The sequence below is a fragment of the Gordonia caeni genome (assembly GCF_039537105.1).
GTDB classification, from domain to species: Bacteria; Actinomycetota; Actinomycetes; order Mycobacteriales; family Mycobacteriaceae; genus Gordonia; species Gordonia caeni.
The window spans coordinates 20,988-39,293 of the sequence record NZ_BAAAZW010000010.1; the positions used below are offsets into that span (position 1 = coordinate 20,988).

At 71.4% G+C, this 18,306-nt stretch carries 16 protein-coding genes and 1 riboswitch; of the genes, 7 read left to right on the forward strand and 9 right to left on the reverse strand.

The genetic code is table 11. From position 1 onward, the window contains the following. The first annotated feature begins 125 nt into the window (after positions 1–125). The 3 genes from ABD732_RS15805 to ABD732_RS15815 all read left to right on the forward strand — a co-directional run bounded on the left by ABD732_RS15805 (position 126) and on the right by ABD732_RS15815 (position 3,372). Complete coding sequence (locus ABD732_RS15805; RefSeq protein ID WP_344785442.1) at positions 126–686, forward strand: YceI family protein; 561 nt, start codon at positions 126–128, stop codon at positions 684–686. Positions 687–757: 71 nt separating this feature from the next. Next, positions 758–2,479, forward strand: coding sequence for an adenylate/guanylate cyclase domain-containing protein (locus ABD732_RS15810; protein WP_344785443.1), 1,722 nt, complete (start codon positions 758–760; stop codon positions 2,477–2,479). A gap of 14 nt (positions 2,480–2,493) precedes the next feature. Then, positions 2,494–3,372, forward strand: a complete 879-nt coding sequence (locus ABD732_RS15815; RefSeq protein ID WP_344785444.1) for an oxidoreductase — start codon at positions 2,494–2,496, stop codon at positions 3,370–3,372. Between the two features lie 18 nt (positions 3,373–3,390). On the opposite strand, the gene ABD732_RS15820 is transcribed toward ABD732_RS15815, so the two are convergent. The 4 genes from ABD732_RS15820 to ABD732_RS15835 all read right to left on the reverse strand — a co-directional run bounded on the left by ABD732_RS15820 (position 3,391) and on the right by ABD732_RS15835 (position 9,314). After that, positions 3,391–4,032, reverse strand: a complete 642-nt coding sequence (locus ABD732_RS15820; RefSeq protein WP_344785445.1) for an alpha-ketoglutarate-dependent dioxygenase AlkB — start codon at positions 4,030–4,032, stop codon at positions 3,391–3,393. Positions 4,033–4,105: 73 nt separating this feature from the next. Continuing rightward, positions 4,106–5,275: a pyridoxal phosphate-dependent aminotransferase gene (locus ABD732_RS15825; RefSeq protein ID WP_344785446.1), complete on the reverse strand. Its 1,170-nt coding sequence runs from the start codon at positions 5,273–5,275 to the stop codon at positions 4,106–4,108. Further along, entirely contained in the window at positions 5,268–6,938 is a 1,671-nt protein-coding gene (locus tag ABD732_RS15830) for a DNA repair helicase XPB (RefSeq protein ID WP_344785447.1), read from the reverse strand. Before ABD732_RS15830 ends, ABD732_RS15825 begins: the two co-directional genes overlap by 8 nt. Before the next feature lie 48 nt (positions 6,939–6,986). Further along, a complete protein-coding gene (locus ABD732_RS15835; protein WP_344785448.1) occupies positions 6,987–9,314 on the reverse strand; it encodes a helicase-associated domain-containing protein in 2,328 nt (775 codons plus the stop codon). 130 nt (positions 9,315–9,444) lie between these two features. Between ABD732_RS15835 and ABD732_RS15840 the strand changes: the two genes are divergently transcribed. Then, positions 9,445–9,627, forward strand: coding sequence for a hypothetical protein (locus tag ABD732_RS15840; protein ID WP_344785449.1), 183 nt, complete (start codon positions 9,445–9,447; stop codon positions 9,625–9,627). A gap of 164 nt (positions 9,628–9,791) precedes the next feature. On the opposite strand, the gene ABD732_RS15845 is transcribed toward ABD732_RS15840, so the two are convergent. The 3 genes from ABD732_RS15845 to ABD732_RS15855 all read right to left on the reverse strand — a co-directional run bounded on the left by ABD732_RS15845 (position 9,792) and on the right by ABD732_RS15855 (position 11,600). Further along, the gene (locus tag ABD732_RS15845) at positions 9,792–10,397 is read right to left on the reverse strand and encodes a transglycosylase family protein (RefSeq protein WP_344785450.1); all 606 of its coding nucleotides are present in this window, start codon (positions 10,395–10,397) and stop codon (positions 9,792–9,794) included. A gap of 7 nt (positions 10,398–10,404) precedes the next feature. Further along, positions 10,405–10,603: riboswitch (cyclic di-AMP (ydaO/yuaA leader) on the reverse strand. A gap of 248 nt (positions 10,604–10,851) precedes the next feature. Next, a complete protein-coding gene (locus ABD732_RS15850) occupies positions 10,852–11,394 on the reverse strand; it encodes a flavin reductase family protein (protein WP_344785451.1) in 543 nt (180 codons plus the stop codon). Further along, on the reverse strand, positions 11,391–11,600 hold the full coding sequence (locus ABD732_RS15855; protein WP_344785452.1) for a hypothetical protein: 210 nt from the start codon (positions 11,598–11,600) through the stop codon (positions 11,391–11,393). Before ABD732_RS15855 ends, ABD732_RS15850 begins: the two co-directional genes overlap by 4 nt. A gap of 127 nt (positions 11,601–11,727) precedes the next feature. Between ABD732_RS15855 and ABD732_RS15860 the strand changes: the two genes are divergently transcribed. Then, positions 11,728–12,141, forward strand: a complete 414-nt coding sequence (locus tag ABD732_RS15860) for a cold-shock protein (protein WP_344785521.1) — start codon at positions 11,728–11,730, stop codon at positions 12,139–12,141. Here the strand turns inward: ABD732_RS15860 and ABD732_RS15865 are convergent, their stop codons facing one another. Together ABD732_RS15865 and ABD732_RS15870 are read right to left on the reverse strand one after the other, a co-directional pair. Continuing rightward, positions 12,142–12,735: a DUF2771 family protein gene (locus ABD732_RS15865; protein ID WP_344785453.1), complete on the reverse strand. Its 594-nt coding sequence runs from the start codon at positions 12,733–12,735 to the stop codon at positions 12,142–12,144. It abuts the gene before it with no gap. Between the two features lie 52 nt (positions 12,736–12,787). Then, entirely contained in the window at positions 12,788–14,683 is a 1,896-nt protein-coding gene (locus ABD732_RS15870) for an MFS transporter (RefSeq protein WP_344785454.1), read from the reverse strand. Positions 14,684–14,835: 152 nt separating this feature from the next. On the opposite strand from ABD732_RS15870, the gene ABD732_RS15875 reads away from it, so the two are divergent. Beyond that, complete coding sequence (locus tag ABD732_RS15875) at positions 14,836–15,564, forward strand: DUF3027 domain-containing protein (RefSeq protein WP_344785522.1); 729 nt, start codon at positions 14,836–14,838, stop codon at positions 15,562–15,564. Further along, positions 15,539–18,301: a sacsin N-terminal ATP-binding-like domain-containing protein gene (locus ABD732_RS15880; RefSeq protein ID WP_344785455.1), complete on the forward strand. Its 2,763-nt coding sequence runs from the start codon at positions 15,539–15,541 to the stop codon at positions 18,299–18,301. The genes ABD732_RS15875 and ABD732_RS15880 overlap by 26 nt, the downstream gene beginning before the upstream one ends. Positions 18,302–18,306 lie beyond the last annotated feature (5 nt).

Consider the following 18,306-nt stretch of genomic DNA (forward strand, 5'->3'; position numbering starts at 1 on the left):
GGGGAAGGTGTGATACCAGTCATAGTCGACGCCTGGGGGAATTAATCGGACCGAGGTCCGGTTATGCTCGGTGTGGGTCGATGATCCGCTGAACCTGACACCGATCGCTATACGAGGAGTTCCCCATGACCACTGCAGTCAACGCCCTGCCCCTGATTTCCGCCGGCACCTGGACCATCGATCCGACCCATTCGACCGTCGGATTCTCCGTCCGTCACCTCATGGTCTCCAAGGTCCGCGGGGAGTTCACCGAGTTCACCGGCGCCATCGAGATCGCCGAAGACGGCACCCCGTCGGTGCGCGCCGAGATCGACGTCGAATCCATCAACACCAAGAACGAGCAGCGTGACGGCCATATCCGCTCCGCCGACTTCTTCGACGCCGAGAAGTTTCCGAAGGCCACCTTCGTCTCCACCTCGGTCGACCCCGACGGCGACGACTACGTGGTGCACGGCGACTTCACCCTCAAGGGTGTGACCCGCCCGGTGGACCTGAAGCTCGAGTTCAACGGGGTCAACCCGGGCATGGGCCACGGCCCCGTCGCCGGTTTCGAGGCCACCACCGTGATCAACCGCAAGGACTTCGGCATCGACATCGAGATGCCGCTGGAGACCGGCGGCACCGTCGTCGGCGACAAGATCACCATCACCCTGGAGATCGAGGCCGGCAACCCCGCCGCTGCCTGATCGCACCGCACACGCACACCTCCCGCGCTTGGGTACGCTCGATCCATTGCCCATAGCCGCGGGAGGTGTGCGTGCTTTTCCAGCGATCACGCGACGCCGCGCACGCCGTGGCGAACCGCATCGAATCGTGGGGCATGCGCCAGTGGGTGGCCGCCGTCCAGCACGACGCCCGCCGGGCCACGGGGCCGCACGGCGAGCTGACCGTCGACTGGCAGTCATTCGACGTCGACCTGCGTCGCCGCGTGTTGCGGCGTGCCGCCTCACTCATCCTCATCATCGGGATCTTCTCCCGATTCCTGATCGGCCTGGAGACCTTCGCGCTGGTCCTGCTGGCCTTCAACGGCGGAAGGTTCTCGCTCCAGGCGGAGGTGGACCACCCCAGCTTCTTCCACATGTTCATCGCCGTGGTGGGCGGCACCGTGGTGAGCACCTTCGTCGCCGTGCTGGTGCTGCGCCCCCAGTTCGACTGGTTCGCCTCCGGAGAACCCGCCGATGCCGTACGCCGGCGGGCGGTGGGCCGGATCCCGATGCAGCAGGTCGGTGCGGACCTGATCGGCTGGGGTTCCAGCTTCGCCGTCTACGCGCTGATCGCCGACGTCAGTCCGCTCTTCCTGGCGACGGTGGGCGGCGCCTTCTCGCTCGCCGCGGTCACCTCGTGCAGCCTCACCTATCTGTTCGCCGAATCCTCGGCACGACCACTCACCGTGCTCGCCCTGCGGGGTACCTCCGAGCCGCGGGTGGTGCACGGCGTCCGCGAACGGATGGTCGTGGTCTGGCTCGTCTCGTCGGCGGTCCCCATGGTGGGTCTGATCACCATCAACATCGGCCGCTGGTTCGGCTGGCTGCCGCCGGCGGCCGGGCCGCTGGACTGGGCCTCGGCGTTCCTCGCCATCGTGGCGTTGTCGTCCGGGCTGACGGTGATGCTGCTGGTCGGCCGCGCGATCGCCGATCCGCTCACCGAGATGCGCACGGTGATCGAGAGTGCGGCCGTCGGGGACTTCGAGCAGCGGGTCGCCGTCTACGACTCCTCCGAGCTCGGCATTCTGCAGAACGGCCTCAACGACATGCTCGACGGCCTCGCCGAACGTGAACGCATCCGCGCACTTTTCTCCAAACACGTGGGCGACCGCGTGGCCGAACTCGCGATCTCTCACGACGACGGCGAGATGGTCGGCACCAACACCGACGTCGCCGTCATCTTCGTCGATCTCACCGGATCGACGGCCTTCGCCGCCCAGCGCGATCCCCGCGAGACGGCCATGGTGCTCAACGTCTTCTTCTCGGCGGTCGCCGAGGTCGTCGAAGCTCACGACGGGCTGATCAACAAGTTCGAGGGCGATGCGGCGCTGGTGATCTTCGGGGCGCCGACACCGCTGGACGACCCGGCCGGTGCCGCCCTGTGCGCGGCACGCGAACTGGGGGAGGCGCTGAGTGAGAAGGTCCCGCTGGAATGGGGCATGGGGGTGGGCTACGGCCGCGTCTTCGCCGGCAACATCGGTGCGGCCAGCCGCTACGAGTACACCGTCATCGGCGATCCGGTGAACGAGGCCGCACGGCTGTCGGACCGGGCCAAGGACGGCGGTTCCCCGGTGTACGCCAGCAGCGACGCCGTGGAGGCCGCCGACCCGGAGGAGGCCGAGCACTGGCAGCCGTTCGATCGGATCAGCCTGCGCGGGCGCACCGAGAACACCCATGTCTTCATTCCGACCGCCCTGGCCAGGCGCGCCGAACCGCCGACATTGGGTACCGTTCTTGCCGAACTGATGAAGCTACCGACGCGACGTGCGCGGTAGAGAGGAGTGAACCGATGAGTGGCTGGTCGATCACCGACATGCCGGACCAGACGGGGCGTCGTGTCGTCGTCACCGGAGCCAACAGCGGGCTGGGCGAACAGATGGCACTGGCCCTGGGGAGTGCCGGGGCCGAGGTGACACTGGCCTGCCGCAACGTCGACAAGGCCCAGCAGGTGGCCGAGAAGATCGGCGACAACGCGCGAGTCGCCCCGCTGGACCTAGCCGACCTGGCTTCGGTACGCGCCTTCGCCGATTCCTTCGACGGTGCCGACGTGCTGATCAACAACGCCGGGGTGATGGCGATCCCGCTGCGCCGGACCGCCGACGGCTACGAGATGCAGATCGGCACCAACTTCCTCGGGCATTTCGCGCTGACCGGACTGATCCTGGACCGGATCGACGACCGCGTGGTCACCATGTCGTCGCTGATGCACAAGAGTGCACGGCTCGACGTGGACGACCTGAACTGGGAGCGGCGCAAGTACAACCGCTGGACCGCCTACGGCGACTCCAAGCTCGCCGACCTGATGCTCGCCCTCGAGCTGGCCGACCGCCTGGCCGGCGCGGGTTCGGACAAGACCTCCCTCGCCGCGCACCCGGGGTATGCGGCCACCGAACTGCAGCTGCACACCGAATCCCCGGTCGACTGGGTGATGAAGCTGGGCAACATGACGCCGATCGCCCAGTCCGCCGCCGAGGGCGCGCTGCCGGCCTTGTTCGCCGCGACCTCGCCGCACGCCGCCAACGGGGAGTACTACGGCCCCAAGAACTTCGGCGGCATGCGTGGGGCGCCGGCCGTGGCGGGCTATCGCCGCGCGGCCGACGACGCCGAACTGCGGCAGAAGCTGTGGTCGGCGGCCGAAAAGCTGACCGGAGTCACCGTCGAGGTCTAAGGGGCGTCTCGCGGGCAGTCACAGCACGCCCGGCGGCCGGAACTGGATGGACATCCGGGGGCCGGCTCCGCGCGCCTTGGGGACGGCGTGATCCCAGGTGCGCTGGCAACTGCCGCCCATCACCAGTAGATCGCCGCTGCCCAGAGTGAAGCGCAGGGCCGTGCCGCCGCCGCGCGGGCGCAGCGCCAGCACCCGGGGAGCGCCGAGCGAGACGATCGCGACCAGGGTGTCGCGGTAGGCGCCGCGGCCGATCCGGTCGCCGTGCCAGGCGACGCTGTCGCGGCCGTCGCGATACAGGCACAGGCCGGCGCTGACGAAGCCTTCGCCGTGGCCGGGGCCATAGTGAGCGTTCAGCTTCTCGCGGAGCCGGTCCAGCACCGGATCGGGCAGTCGGGCATCGGCCGGATAGGCGGCCGTCAGACGCGGGACCGCGAGGGTGGACTCGTACATGCGGACTCGCTCGGCCCGCCACGGGACCCCCGCTGCCAGCCGCTCGAACAGCGGCGTCGCGCCGGTCAGCCAACCCGGCCGCAGGTCCACCCATGCGCCGTGCGCCAGTTCCCGCCGCTGCATCCCCGAAGTCAGCGGCGCGATCTCCGGATCCGCGTCCGGGGCCGTCGCGGGAGAGTCGAAGAGCGATTCGGAGAAGCCGGCGAGCATGGACCCAGCCTACGCCGCACATCGAACAGACGTGCGAACATGTGTGGCGTGTGTCGAGGTGCCGGGTTCCGTCTCAGCCCAGGGTGCGCAGCCGGCGCGCGGCCTCGGCGAGCACCGCGTCCTCCTTGCAGAAGGCGAAGCGCACCAGATGATCCCAGTCGTTCGACACTGTGAACGCCCCGACCGGCACGGCCGCCACACCGATCTGTTCGGGGAGGCTGCGGCAGAAGGCGAGACCGTCGTGATAGCCCAGCGGTCGCGGGTCGGCGAGCACGAAGTACGTGCCGTCGGTGCGGTGCACCCCGAAGCCGGCATCGCGCAGCGTCGCGGACAGGTCGGTCTGCTTGCGTTCCAGTTCGCGGGCGTTGGCCGCCACCCACTCGGCCTCGGTCCGCAGGGCGAGTGCGACGGCGGGCTGGAACGGCCCCCCGGCCACGAAGCTGAGGTACTGCTTGGCGCCGCGCGCGGCCGCGACCAGATCGGCCGGGCCGCTGATCCAGCCGATCTTCCAGCCGGTGACGTTGAAGGTCTTGGCGGCGCTGGAGATCCGCAGGGTGCGTTCGGCCATGCCGTCGAAGCCGGCCAGCGGGTGGTGGGCGAGGTCGCCGAAGATCAGGTGCTCGTAGACCTCGTCGGTGATGGCGATGACGTCGTTGGCGATGCACAGCCGGGCGATCTCGGAGAGTTCGTCGTCGGTGAGCACCGTGCCGGTCGGATTGTGCGGGGTGTTGATCAGCACCGCAGCGGTGTCCGGGCCGATGGCGGCGCGCAGGGCGTCCAGGTCGAGCCGGAAGCCGTCGCCGTCGGGCACCAGCGGGACGGTGCGGCGGATCGCGCCGGCCAGCGCCACTGTCGCCGCGTAGGAGTCGTAGTACGGCTCGATCATCACCACCTCGCGGCCGGGCTCTACCAGGCCGAGCACGGCGCCGGCGATCGCCTCGGTGGCGCCGACCGTCACCAGCACCTGTGTGTCCGGGTCGTAGTCGAGGCCGTAATCGCGCGACTGCTGCTCGCTGATCGCGTGCCGCAGTTCCGGGACCCCGGGCCCGGGCGGGTACTGGTTGTGGCCGTCGGCGATGGCCTGCTGCGCCGCAGCCAGCATGGCGGGCGGACCGTCGGTGTCCGGGAAGCCCTGTCCCAGATTGATCGCTCCGTGGGTGGTCGCCAACGCGGAGATCTCGGCGAAGATGGTGGAGGCGAACGGCTGCATCCGCCGCACCAGCGGGTTGGCCCGCTCAGTCATCTCCCGCCGTCTCACTGGTCCCGGCGGCGGGGAGGTCGCCGGCGTCGACGATCCGGTAGGCGTATCCCTGCTCGGCCAGGAAGCGCTGCCGGTGGGCCGCGTAGTCGGCGTCCAGGCTGTCGCGCGAGACCACCGAGTAGAAGTGCGCCTGCCCGCCGTCGGCCTTCGGGCGCAACAGCCGGCCAAGGCGCTGGGCCTCCTCCTGGCGCGAGCCGAAGGTGCCCGAGACCTGCACCGCCACTGACGCTTCGGGCAGGTCGATGGAGAAGTTGGCGACCTTGGAGACCACCAGGGTGCCGATCTCGCCGCGCCGGAAGGCGTCGAACAGCTTCTCTCGTTCCGCGTTGCGCGTGGAGCCCTGGATCACCGGGGCGTCCAGTTCGCGCCCGAGTTCTTCGAGTTGGTCGATGTAGGCGCCGATCACCAGGGTGGGGGCGCCGCGGTGCTGCTCCAGGATCGACCGCACCACCCGCAGCTTCGAGTGCGCGGTGGAGCACAGCTTGTACTTGGCGTCGGCCTCGGCGACGGCGTACTGCAGGCGCTCGTCGTCGGACATGGTGACGCGCACCTCGATGCAGTCGGCCGGGGCGATCCAGCCCTGCGCCTCGATGTCCTTCCATGGGGCGTCGTAGCGCTTGGGCCCGATCAGGCTGAAGACGTCACCTTCGCGACCGTCCTCGCGCACCAGCGTCGCCGTCAGGCCGAGCCGGCGCCGGGACTGCAGATCGGCGGTCATCCGGAAGACGGGGGCGGGCAGCAGGTGCACCTCGTCGTAGATGATCAGGCCCCAGTCGCGCGAGTCGAACAGGTCCAGGTTGCGGTACTCGCCCTTGCTCTTGCGCGTCATCACCTGATACGTCGCGATGGTGACCGGCCGGATCTCCTTGCGTTCACCCGAGTACTCGCCGATCTCCTCCTCGGTCAGCGTGGTCCGGGCGATCAGCTCGCGCTTCCACTGCCGGCCCGCCACGGTGTTGGTCACCAGGATCAGCGTGGTGGCCCCCGCGCGGGCCATGGCGGCCGCACCGACCATGGTCTTACCGGCACCGCATGGCAAAACGACGACGCCTGAGCCGCCGGCCCAGAACGAGTCCGCGGCCAGCTGCTGGTAGTCGCGCAGCTCCCAGTCGTCCTGCTGCAGGTCGATCGCGTGGGCCTCGCCGTCGACGTACCCGGCGAGGTCCTCGGCCGGCCAGCCGATCTTGAGCAGCGCCTGCTTCAGGCGACCGCGTTCGGACGGGTGCACCACCACGGTGTCATCGTCGACCCGGGCCCCGAGCATCGGCGCGATCTTCTTGTTGCGCAGCACCTCTTCGAGCACGGCGCGGTCCAGGGAGACCAGGCTCAGCCCGTGGGCGGGGTTCTTGACCAGCTGCAGTCGGCCGAAGCGGCCCATGACGTCGACGATGTCGACCAGCAGCGGCTGCGGCACCGGGTAGCGGGAGAAGGTGACGAAGGCGTCGACCACCTGCTCGGCGTCGTGCCCGGCGGCGCCGGCGTTCCACAGCGCCAGCGGGGTCACCCGGTAGGTGTGCACGTGCTCGGGGGCGCGTTCGAGCTCGGCGAAGGGGGCGATCGCCGCTCGCGCGGCGGCCGCCTGCGGGTGGTCGATCTCCAGCAGCACGGTCTTGTCCGATTGCACGATCAGGGGTCCGTCAGTCACCCGTCCCATTGTCCAGGTCGCGGGCCGAACTGTCAGGTCGGGGCGGGTCTAGAGCAGTTCCAGGCTGGTGATGCGGTGCAGGGAGAAGCGTGCGTCGGGGGTGTCCTCGGAGGTGCCGAGGAACTGTCCGGCCTGCAGCGCCCGCGGGGTGACGACGTGCCGGCTGGCGGCGCCGTGCGCGTCGACGTAGCCCAGGCGGACCGGCCGGCCGGTCCGCAGGGCCAGCTGGATGAGCGCCGAGGTGCTCTCGCCGCCGCCGGTCACGCGCACCGCCCCGCGCGGGGGCTCGTCGGCGCGATCGGCCGCACGTAGTCGAGCGACCACGGTCTGGGCCTGGCCGGGGGCGATGCGGGCCCGCCGCTGCGACGCCCGGGGTGCCGGCGGACGCGAGGGCACGCGCGCGCCGCGGCTGCGCAGGTCGATCAGGGCGCCGCTGGAGTCCTCGCCGGCCGGGGCGAAGCCGCCGCGGCGCAGCGCCTCCACCACGTCGCGCACCGGTGCCGGGGAGACCGCCACGGTGGCGGCCAGTGCGCGCAAGGCCACCTCGCCGGCCACGTCGCTGCTGAGCACGGCGGCCAGCAGCGCCGGATCCTCGCACCGCACGAACGCCGACGCGACCCCGACCCGGAGGCTGCCGTGCCGGCGGGCGACGTCCTCCACCAGATAGGTCAGCGACTGCGGCACCGGGGTGCGGGACCGATTCGTCAGCAGCGCGGTGATCTCCGAGCCCGAGCGACCAGAATCCAGGGCGCGCCGCAGGCTGTCCTCGCTGATGCGGTAGACCGAGGCCGCGCCGCCGGACTCCAGGTCGGCGATCGCCTCCACTTGCTCGGCCAGCTCGGCGGTCATCGGTCCGGGCACCATCAGGGTCAGATCGGCCTGTACCAGGAAGTGGTCGACGGGGGTCGGCAGCGCGGTGTCCATCGCCGCCAGCGCGGCGGCGGTCGCCGCGTCGTCGTCGGGGGCGGCGGTCAGCAGCGCGCGTCCCGGCCCGGTGAGCGAGCCGTGTGCCACCAGCCCCAGCTCGCGCGCCTCGCGGAGCGTTTCGCCGGCGAATCGGCGCGTCCAGCGGCGCAGTTGTCGCGGGTGCCGCCAGGTGAGGGCGGCCACCAGGGCGTCCACCTCCACCGGGGCGGCGGGCGGTGCATCGAGCAGCGGTGCGAGCACCTGCCGTCGGGTGAGCGCGGCGGCCGCGTCGAACAGTTCGCTGGACAGGGCGGCGATGGTGTTGCCGTCCCGGTCGGTGTCGCCGATCTGCCAGGGGCGGCGGGGCAGGTCCAGCCAGGCGCTCGCCGCCGCATGCCACCGGCGTTCGGGCATGGTGTGCAGCCAGGTGTCCACGGCCACGGTGGGCGCGAAGGCCTCGTCGCCGCTCCATTCGGCCGGCTCGGGTTCGGGCAGTCCGGAATCGATCAGGCGCTGGGCTGCGAGTACCTCCACCAGCAGGCCGATCCGCCCGACCGACAGTCCGGTGGCTTTGGCCAGCCGCCGCAGTTCGCGGATCCCGAGGCCGCCCGACTTGAGCACGGCGGCCGGTGTGTTGCCGAGCACGTCGAGGAGGGCATCGGCGTGGCGGAGAAACTCGAGCGCCTCTCCGGCGCCCGCCGCGTCGACGGCGTCGGGGCCGAACCGGCCGGGGCCTTCGCTCAGGACCGGGGGCGCCAGGATCGCGGTGGTCAGCGGCGGCTCGCCGCGCAGCAGCTGACCGGCCATCGGTACCAGTTCGACGGTCTGCTCGTCGATGCGGGCCAGCAGGCCGGCGGCGATCAGCCGGGGGACCGGGGCGGCCGGATCGGCGTCCGGGGCCGCGTCCCGGCTGCGACCCAATGACGGACCGGAGGAGAGGGTGGCGATCAACTCGCGCGGGCGCTCGTCCAGACCGTCGAGCAGCGCGCGGATCTCGCCGGGATCGGTGGTGGCCAGCGGACCGAGGAGGTGGTGCCCGCGCCAGGGGAGGGCGGCGCCCAGATGGATGCCGGCCACCCACGCCGGCTTGCGGGCGGTGCCGGCGCCGGAATCCCAGATCAGTCCCTGCGCCGCCAGATCGGCCAGCCGCGCGTCGAGTTCGGCGCGCTTGAGCCGCCGGCCGAGGCGGGCGACCAGGTCGTCGCGGGTGACCGGTCCGACCAGGTCGTGCCGGCCGGTGTCGGCACCGCAGTCGAGAAAGGCTTCGAGGACCGCGACGGCCGCGAGGTCGAGGCTGTCGCCGGCCAGTGCGATGGAGGCGGCGGAGAGTGCCCGCTGGGCGAGGACGCCGGTACCGCGTGGCGGCGGTGAGGCCAGGTCCGGGCGCCGGATCAACAGGGCGGCCAGATCCTCGTCGGAGCGGTCGGCCAGCGCTTCGGCCAACCCGCGCAGGGGGCGGTCCGTGGTCATCCGGACGAGTCTACCGAGCCAGCCGCCGGCGGGGTGGGTCTCGTCCGCCGGGAGCCCGGCCGTTGCTCTCCGACCCCCGCCTTCTCAGGTCCCTGCCACCGGCTGCGGAGCGTCATGGCACAATGAGGCCGTGGCTAAGAAGAATCATTACGTCGACAATGGCTGGCCGGATGTCTCGGTCGAGGATCACGCCGTCACCGAGTTCACCGCGCATCTCGCCGGTGCGCTCTCGCCGTTCGGCAATGAGAATCCGTTCCCGGTGCCGGCGAGCGAGCTTCCCTTCATTCAATCGAAGACCGTCGTCAACCGCTGACGCTCGTTCTGTTGAAGAACCCCGCACCGATTCGGTGCGGGGTTCTTCAGTCTTTCCGGCCGGTCGGCAGTCTGTCCGGCAGGGCCTCGTCGTAAATGCAGAGAACGCCGCACCGAAGCGGTGCGGCGTTCTTGCGCGAGTACCTCGGTACTCCAGGGCTGGGCTCAGTTGATGCCGAGCGCCTGCTTGTTGTCGTTGAAGAGCTTCAGCTGGCTCTGGTCCAGCTGGTAGCCCGACTTCTCGAGAGCCTCGACGGCGCTGCGGAGCTCGGGGGTGCTGGTCTTCTTCGCCTGCGAGATGGCCTCGTCGGTGGTCTTGGCGTCGTCGGCCTTAGGGGCGTTGTTCTGCCGGTCCTGGACCTGGGGCAGCGACGGGGTCGACGGCTTGGCCGGGGCCTGACGCGGGGTGTGGCCCGAGAGCACGGTGCCGCAGGTGGGCCATGCGCCCTTGCCCTGGGACGCCAGGACGCGCTCGGCGACAGCGATCTGCTGCTCCTTGCTGGCCTGGTGTGCGCTCGGTGCGTACTGGGTGCCGCCGTGGCCGGCCCAGGTGCCCTGGCTGAACTGCAGGCCGCCGTAGTAGCCGTTGCCGGTGTTGATGGACCAGTTGCCGCCGGACTCGCACTGTGCGACCTGGTTCCACTCGGCGTCGGTCGCCGCCGAGGCGGTGCCGGCTCCGACGAGGGCGGCGCCGCCGCCGAGCACGGCGGTGGTCAGCGCAACCTTTGCGACGGTCTTGGTGGTGGTCGACCGCTTAGCGTGACGTGCCATGAAAGTCTTTTCCTCTCTCCACGCGCCTGCGAAGTAAGCTGTCGGGTTCGAGCGAGAGGTGCTCGGTCCGTTCCGGACGTCGTCCGGTGCGGACTTAACCCCAAGGCGTTCCGTCTCACGACGTTCCGCCGGTATCCGGTGGGATGGTGGGTCCCCCGCCCTCGTTCCTGAACTGTGTTGTTCGGTGATCTCGGCGGCGGAACGAGGCTGGGCGCGACCGCCGAGAAATGTTGTGTTTTCGGTGCCCGAGGGCGACCGGGATGAACACTACGTAATCCGTTCGGGGGAAGTCACCCCATCGCGAAAGCGGGGTTACGGCCCCGAAATCGGGCCTTTCGGCCTCGAATGGCCATTGCCGCTGATCACCGTGCTGATGGTCGTCTCGTGTCCGGTTCGTTATCCAACCGTGATGTGACTAAGGTCACAGAGCGATTGAGACTCAGACCACTCACCGTTACCCGTCGAGTGCGCGCCGGGCTTCCAGTGCGCGAAAGGTGCTGGCGTGGAACACAAGGGGCTCCACGCCGGGGTCGCTGCGGAGCTCGGCGATCCGCAGCAGCACCACCGTGTGATCGCCGGCCGGGATCTCGGCGGCGACGGTGCACAGCAGGTGCGCGGCGGCCTCCGGGAGGAACATCGCGCCGCCAGGGCGCACCAGCGGCTCCACCCCGTCGAACCGGGCGTCCGGCGGCCCGGCCAGCTGCCGGCACAGCTCGCCCTGGTGGGCGGCGAAGACGCTCACGCCGAGCTCGCCGGCTTCGCGCAGCAGCGGCCAGGTGGACGACTCCTGGCGCACGCACACCGACACCAGCGGCGGGTCCAGGGAGACGGTGCTGAACGCGCTGGCGGACATGCCGACCGGGGTGGGTGAGCTCTGGTGCACGGTGGCCGGCGCCTGCCGGCAGACCGCGACCACGCCCGAGGGGAAGCAACTGTAGGCGCGCTTGAGTGCGCCGGGGTCGTCGGCGGGGGAGAGCGGGGCGGTGTCCTGCTTCACCGGCTGCGCCGTCCCGACAGCAGCGCGAAGACGACCGCCAGGAACAGTCCGACGGGGGCGCAGAGGGCCAGCAGATAGACGGTCACCACGATGGCCTGAGTGGAATCTCGCACCGCCGGGATGAGCAGAGCGATGCTGGCCACGAAGCCGATGACGACCAGGATCACGGCCGCCGGGAGCAGCGACGAAGACTTCTGGGTCTGCATGGCCACCACGGTAGCCGTACGCGTAACATCGGATGCAGTGCGCCTCGGGTCTTTTCCGCGTGTGATCGCGGGCGGCGGCCGGGGCGCTTTCCCATGGGCAGTTCCGATCAGTTTGAGGGTGAGCACAGTGCCGACCGGCCGGGTGAAGTGGTACGACTCCGCGAAGGGTTTCGGATTCCTCTCGCAGGAAGAGGGCGACGACGTCTACGTGCGCGCCTCGGCGCTGCCGGCGGCGGTGGACGAACTCAAAGCCGGCCAGCGTGTCGAGTTCGACATGGCCGCCGGCCGGCAGGGCCCGCAGGCGCTGCGGGTGACCGTCCTGGAGGCCGCGCCGAGCGTGGCCCGCAATGTGCGGGAGAACCAGCGCGCGGCCACCAAACGGCACACGCCCGACGAACTGCACGGCCTGATCGCCGATCTGATCACCCTGCTCGAGGGCAAGGTGCAGCCGGATCTGCGCAACGGCCGCTACCCGGACCGCAAGACCGCGCGCCGCATCTCCGAAGTGGTGCGCGCGGTCACCCGCGAACTCGACCGCTGATCAGCCGCGTACCGCGGGCAGTTCGGTCTCGTTGCCGACGGTGAACCCGTCCGGCGCGGTCGAGATCGCGTAATGGCCGCGGAACAGGATGTCGCCCTGCCCCGACTCGAGTCCGTCCGGGGCGTCTTCGAGCACGGTGGAGAAGGGCTTGATCTCGACGCCGAGCAGGACCCTGTCCGGGGTGGACTCCAGGACCTGGGTGTAGGTGGTGCCGGACCGGTGGATCCAGGTCACCGGTTGCACGCCTTCCGGCGTCGCGTACGCGGCCACCAGCATCCACGGCGCCGTGGCGATCTCCGAGGGCACCGACAGGCTCAATGATCCGCCGGCCGGCACCGGGAACTGCGTGACCGGCAGTGCGGCGATCTCCTCGATGCTCAGGGCACGCGGGTGGCACTGCGTCATGTCCAGGTCGCACCAGAAGGTGGGCTCCACCCGCTCCAGGCTGCGTCCGGTGGCCACGGAGACCTGCGGATCGGATTCGGGCGTCCCCCGCACCAGCAGCGTGGTGGCGACGGCGACGATCGCCACCGCGACCACGACCACCGCGGTCAGGACGGCCAGATGCTTCTTGTCGGCGGGCTGCAGGGACACGATCAGACCTCGTTGTCGGGTTCGGGGCTCGTCAGTTTCGGGGCGGGGCTGTTCAAGTGCGGGGCTGCCGCGTCCGGGAGGGACGGGTGGCACCGGCGGAAGGGCGGGCGGCGGTCGGCCGCTCCGACGGCGAGTCGGCCGCAGACGGACGGGGCCGCGGGCTCGGCGTCGGCCGCGTCGGATGGACGGTGGTGAGCGGGGACGTCGGCGCCGGGTCGTCCGGCCGGCGGCCGCCGATCCCCGGGAGCAGGGTGGAGCCCCGGCTGGTCAGCACCGTCTGCACCAGTCCACCGGCCATCAGCACAGCGACCACGGTGAACCCGATCCACAGCGTCGTCGGCAGGACCACGCCGAGGCTCGCGCCGAGCACCCAGGACAGCTGCAGGACCGTCTCCGACCGCCCGAAGCCCGAAGCCCGGGAGGCATCGGGCAGATCGTCCTGGATGGTCGAGTCGAGGCAGACCTTGGCGATCGCGCTGACGCCGCCGGCGACGAAGGCGGCGATCACCACCATCAGCAGGGTGCCGACCACGGCGGCCAGGATCGCGGCCGCGGTCGCTGCGACGGTGGACATCACCACGATGCGCGGTGGCCGTTTCAGTTCCAGCCGGGTGCCGATGCCGTTGCCGAGCCCGTTGCCGACACCGGCGGCGGCGCCGACGGCGCCCAGCATCATCAATTGCCCCCAGCCCCCGGTGTCGGGCTGCGCCTTGGCATAGAAGGCGATGTAAAGAGTCAGGAAGCCGGTGAGGATGCGGATGGTGCCGTTGCCCCACAGACCGGTCACCACCGTGCGCCCGAGGGGCTGGCGAATGGTGGCCGCCAGGCGCGTCGACAAGCCGCGCGCCCCGCGCGCCTGCGCTTCGGGTTCCTCGTCGTTCGGATCGCCGCGGTAGGTGAACGTGGTGGGGACCTCGCCCTCGGTCACCTCCACCCACGACGGGATCTTCATGCAGAAGTAGGCGCCGGCCACCGCCAGCAGGCACAGGAAGAGCATGGCGCCGGGGATGTGGACGGGCAGCCACTTGCCCAGCACCATCTCCACGAATGCGGACAGCCCGCCGGCGACGATGGTGCCGAACACCAGGCCGAACATGGTCAGGCGCGAGTTGACGCGCGGCAGGTCGATCGACGGCGGCAGCACGCGCGGGGCCACGGCCGACTTGAGCACGCCGAACGATTTCGACAGCACCATCAGGCCCAGGGCGCACGGATAGAGGATCCACGGCTTGTACTGGAGCTGGTGGGTCGCCGGATCCCACGAGGAGTTCACGATGATGAGCAGCGCCAGGACCGCGCGAAGCCCGAACGTGGCGGCCATCGCCAGCCGGCGCCCGTGCTGCAGCCGGTCCAGAAGCGGACCGATCAGCGGGGCGATGAGCGCGAACGGCGCGATGGTCAGCGCCAGGTACAGACCGACGTTCACCTTGGAGTCGCCGGTCGCGGCGGCGAAGAACAGGGTGTTGGCCAGTGCGACGGCCATTGCGGCGTCGACGGCGTTGTTCAGGATGACCGGCATGGTGAGCGCGGTCAGCCCGGAACGGTCGGCCCCGTCGGCGGTGGCGGCGCGATGCACCATGTCGACGCCGCGGCCGGCGAAGTAGCGGGAGCGGCGCGCCATCACGCGCACCACGGTCACCTTCTCCGGCGCCACGAATCCGGTGTCGCGGCCGTCGCCGTTGCCTCCGACGCCGTCGCCGTTGCCGCCGTCGCCGTTGCCGCCGACGCCGTTCCCGTCGCCGAACTGCCGGGTGCCGGACTGCTCGAGCGGCGGCAGATGCGGATTGTGGGTGCGCGCACGACTGGCGGCCTCGAAACGCCGGGTGCGGGCTTCCGCCGGGTAGTTGGAGTGTCCCGGGTGCGTGCCGTGGAACCGGGGTTCGGGTCGACGGGGATGCGACGGGTCCCCGGAGGACCGGGAATCGTCGTGCGGAGATCGGGAAGCCACGACATCGATTGTTCCCTATCTGCCGACTTGCATGGCGGATGGGAGGCCCGGGTGTTGGTGAGGGTCGTCTCAAGGTGCATCTCTGCACGGTGCTGTTGCACACTGGAGAGGTGAGCGTGGCACAGACGGACCTGCTGGAGCAGGCGGAGCAGATGGCGCGGGACGTGCTGGTGGCCGACGGGGAGAACCCCGGCGAGCACCTGGGAGCGCGTGCCGAGGGGGACTGGGCGGTAGCCCACCACTTCGCGGCCCAGGTCCCCGGCTACGACGGCTGGCAGTGGTGTGTCGTGCTGGCGGGTGCACCGGGGGCGAGCGAGGTGACCGTTTCCGAGGTGGTGCTGCTGCCCGGCGACGGTGCGCTGCTGGCACCGGCCTGGGTGCCGTGGAACGAGCGGATCTCCGCCGGCGACCTGGGGCCCGGCGACCTGCTGGCCGCCCCGCCGGACGATCCGCGGCTGGTCCCCGGACAGATCGACACCCTCGACGTCGACCCGATCGACCGCGACCAGGTCGGTCAGGTCTTCGGTGAGATCGGCCTGGGCCGCGACCGGCTCCTGTCGTACGAAGGGCGCGCCGAGGCCGCTCAGCGCTGGCACGACGGCGAGTACGGCCCCGAATCACCGATGGCCCGCGGCGCGCGGCACACCTGCGCCACCTGTGGCTTCTACCTGCCGCTGGCCGGGGCCCTGCACGGCGCCTTCGGCGTGTGCGCCAACCAATTCGCGGCCGATGGGCACGTGGTCGCCGCCGATTACGGTTGCGGCGCCCACGCGGACACGCCGGTGCCGCCCGGTGGGCAGGGCAGCCCGGCCTACGACGCCTACGACGACGGTGCGGTGGAGATCGTGAGTCGCGATGACGCCGACACCGGCGCCCGCTGACCTGTCCGACCCCTTCGACACCGCCGGCCTGCGCGCCGCCACCCTGGCGGCCTGGCGGGATTCGCCGACGCGGCTGGCCGAGGACGCGGCCGCCGAGTCCGATCTGCGGCAGATCGGTTACCGCGATCGCTGGTTCACCGAGCTCGCCGCCAACGCCGCGGATGCGGCCACCGTCACCGGCGAGGCGGGACGGCTGCGGGTGTGGACCGACGGCGCCACCGTGCACGTGGCCAACACCGGCGCCCCGCTGACGATCGACGGCGTCCGGGCCCTCACCGCCCTACGCGTCTCCCCGAAACGGGCCGCGCCCGATCAGCCCGGCCGCGCCGAGGTCGGCCGGTTCGGCGTCGGATTCCGGGCCACCTCGTTCGCCGACCGCGTCGACGTGCTGTCGTCGTCGGGGTCGATCACCTTCGACCGCGCCCGCACCGCCGGCGCCGTCGGCGATCCGGACCGGCCGGTTCCCGCCCAGCGGCTGGCGTGGCCGGTCGCCGGGGCTCCGGCGCCCGGTTACGCCACCGAGGTGGTGGTGCACTGCGCCGATGCCGCCGCCGCGCAGGCCCTTGCCGACCGCGCCCGCGGCGAGGCTCCCGATCTGCTGCTGGAACTGCCCGCGCTCACCGAGATCGCCGTGGACGGGGAGGTACTGACCCGCCGGACCACCGCCGGCCGGGTCGTGATCGAGACCGACGGCGCGGCGAGTGCCGAATGGCTGCGCAGCAGCGCCGGCGGCACGCACTGGCTGGTGCCGGTGGACGGCGACGCCCTGCGGCCGCTGGACGGCGACGTCCTGCGCAGCCCCACCCCCACGCAGATCCCGCTGTCGCTGCCGGCCCGGCTGATCACCGATCTGCTCCTGACCCCCGACCGGCGGGGACTGCATCCCGGCGCCGACCTGGCCGGCGCCGCCGCCGGCTACGCCGACCTGGTGGCCCTGGCACCCGACGACCAGCGGCACCTGCTGGTCCCGGCGCCCGCCTTCGGGGCCGGCACCGAGGACGCCGTGCTGCGGGAGGCCGTCCTGGCGGTCCTCACCGATGCGCCCTGGGTTCCGGCCGCCTCCGGACCTCCGCGCGCCCCCACGCGGACCTGGGTGGTGCGCGGGCTCACCGAACCGCTCGCCGAACTGCTCGCCGAGGTGATCGAACCGCTGGCGCATCCCGCGGTGAGCGACGGTGCGCCCGCCCGCACCCTGCTGCGTCTCGGCGCCCGCGAACTCTCCCTGGCCGAGGTGGCCGACCTGCTCTCCGGTCTCGACCGGGAGGCGTCGTGGTGGGCGCGCCTGTACGCCGCCCTCGACGGTGTCGTCACCGGCCGGGAGGCCGCCGACGAACTCGGCGCCCTCACCGTTCCGCGGAACGACGGCCGCCTGCAGCGCGGCGCCCGCGGACTGTTCCTCGTCGACCTTCCGCCCGGCGTGGACGTGCACCTGGACTGGATCCCGGTGATCGACCCGGCGGCCTACCACCCGCTGCTCGAGCGCCTCGGACTGGAACACCTGACCGTCTCGCAGGTGCTCGACCATCCGGCGCTGCGGCAGCGGATCGACGATGCCGCCGACCCGGACGAGCTCGAGGAGATCGCCGACGCCGTCCTCCAGCTGGTGATGGCCGGCGAGAGCGCCCCGGCCGTCCCGGGCTGGCTGGGCGCCCTGGCGGTGCGCGCCGACGACGGCGTCGACCGGCCGGTCGACGAACTGTTGCTGCCGGCCGGCCCGCTGCGCGCGGTGCTGTACGACGACGCGCCGCTGCACACCGTGGACCCCGCCGTCGTCGACGCCTACGGCGAGACTGCGTTGCGCCGGCTCGGTGCGGGCTGGGGGTTCACTCTGCTGCGCGAGAATCTGCCCACCGCACCCGACCACGACCTCGACGGCGAAGCCCAATGGTGGGACGGGTTGGAGCAGCCGCCGGAGACCCTGGTCGCGGTGCGGGACCTGGATCTGGTGGATCCGCAGCACTGGCCGGCCGCGCTGGACCTGCTCGCCGGTGATCCCGACCTCGCGGCGGCGCTCGCCGACCCCGACGGATACACCACCTGGTGGCTGCGGCGCTTCGTCGAACTCGAGGGCACCCCGCTGCGCGGGTACCGGGCCCCCGACGACCACACCTGGCGCTCCCTCTTCCCGCCGCTGGAGCACCCGGCCGCGGCGGTGCTGGCGCCCCTGCTGGCCGGTGCCGGTCCCGACGACGCACAGGACGCCGAGCGGTGGCTCGACGCGCTCGCCGACCCCGGCCGTGCGGTGGCACCGGGGGTGGCCGCCCGGGCCCACGCGGCCCTGGTCGCGGCGTATCGGGCCGGGAGGTTCCGGCTCGACCACGTCGAGCCGCCCGCGCAGCTGCGGACCCTGTCCGGCGATCTCAGCCCGGAGGCGCTGGTGGTCGACGAACCGTGGTGGACCCCGGTGGTGCCGCCGTCGGTGGCGGTGCTGGTCGGCACGCATCCGCGGGCCCGCGACGCCGCCGACTTCGCGGCCCTGGCCGACGTGCCGCTGGCTTCCGAAGAGCTGTCGGCGCAGGTGGTCTCGTCCGGCCGACCGCTGGACTCCGGAGGCGCCTTCGCGACGGCTCTGGCGGCGGCCACCGGCTGGGACCTGACCGGACCGCTGGTGGCGCACGACGAGCTCGTGGTCGCCGTCTTCGACGGCGACCACGAGCGCCGCCACCGCGTGCCTCGCTGGCGCGAGCGCTCCGGGGTCGTTCATCTCGACACTGAAGTACCGTGGACTCGACCCTGAACGCC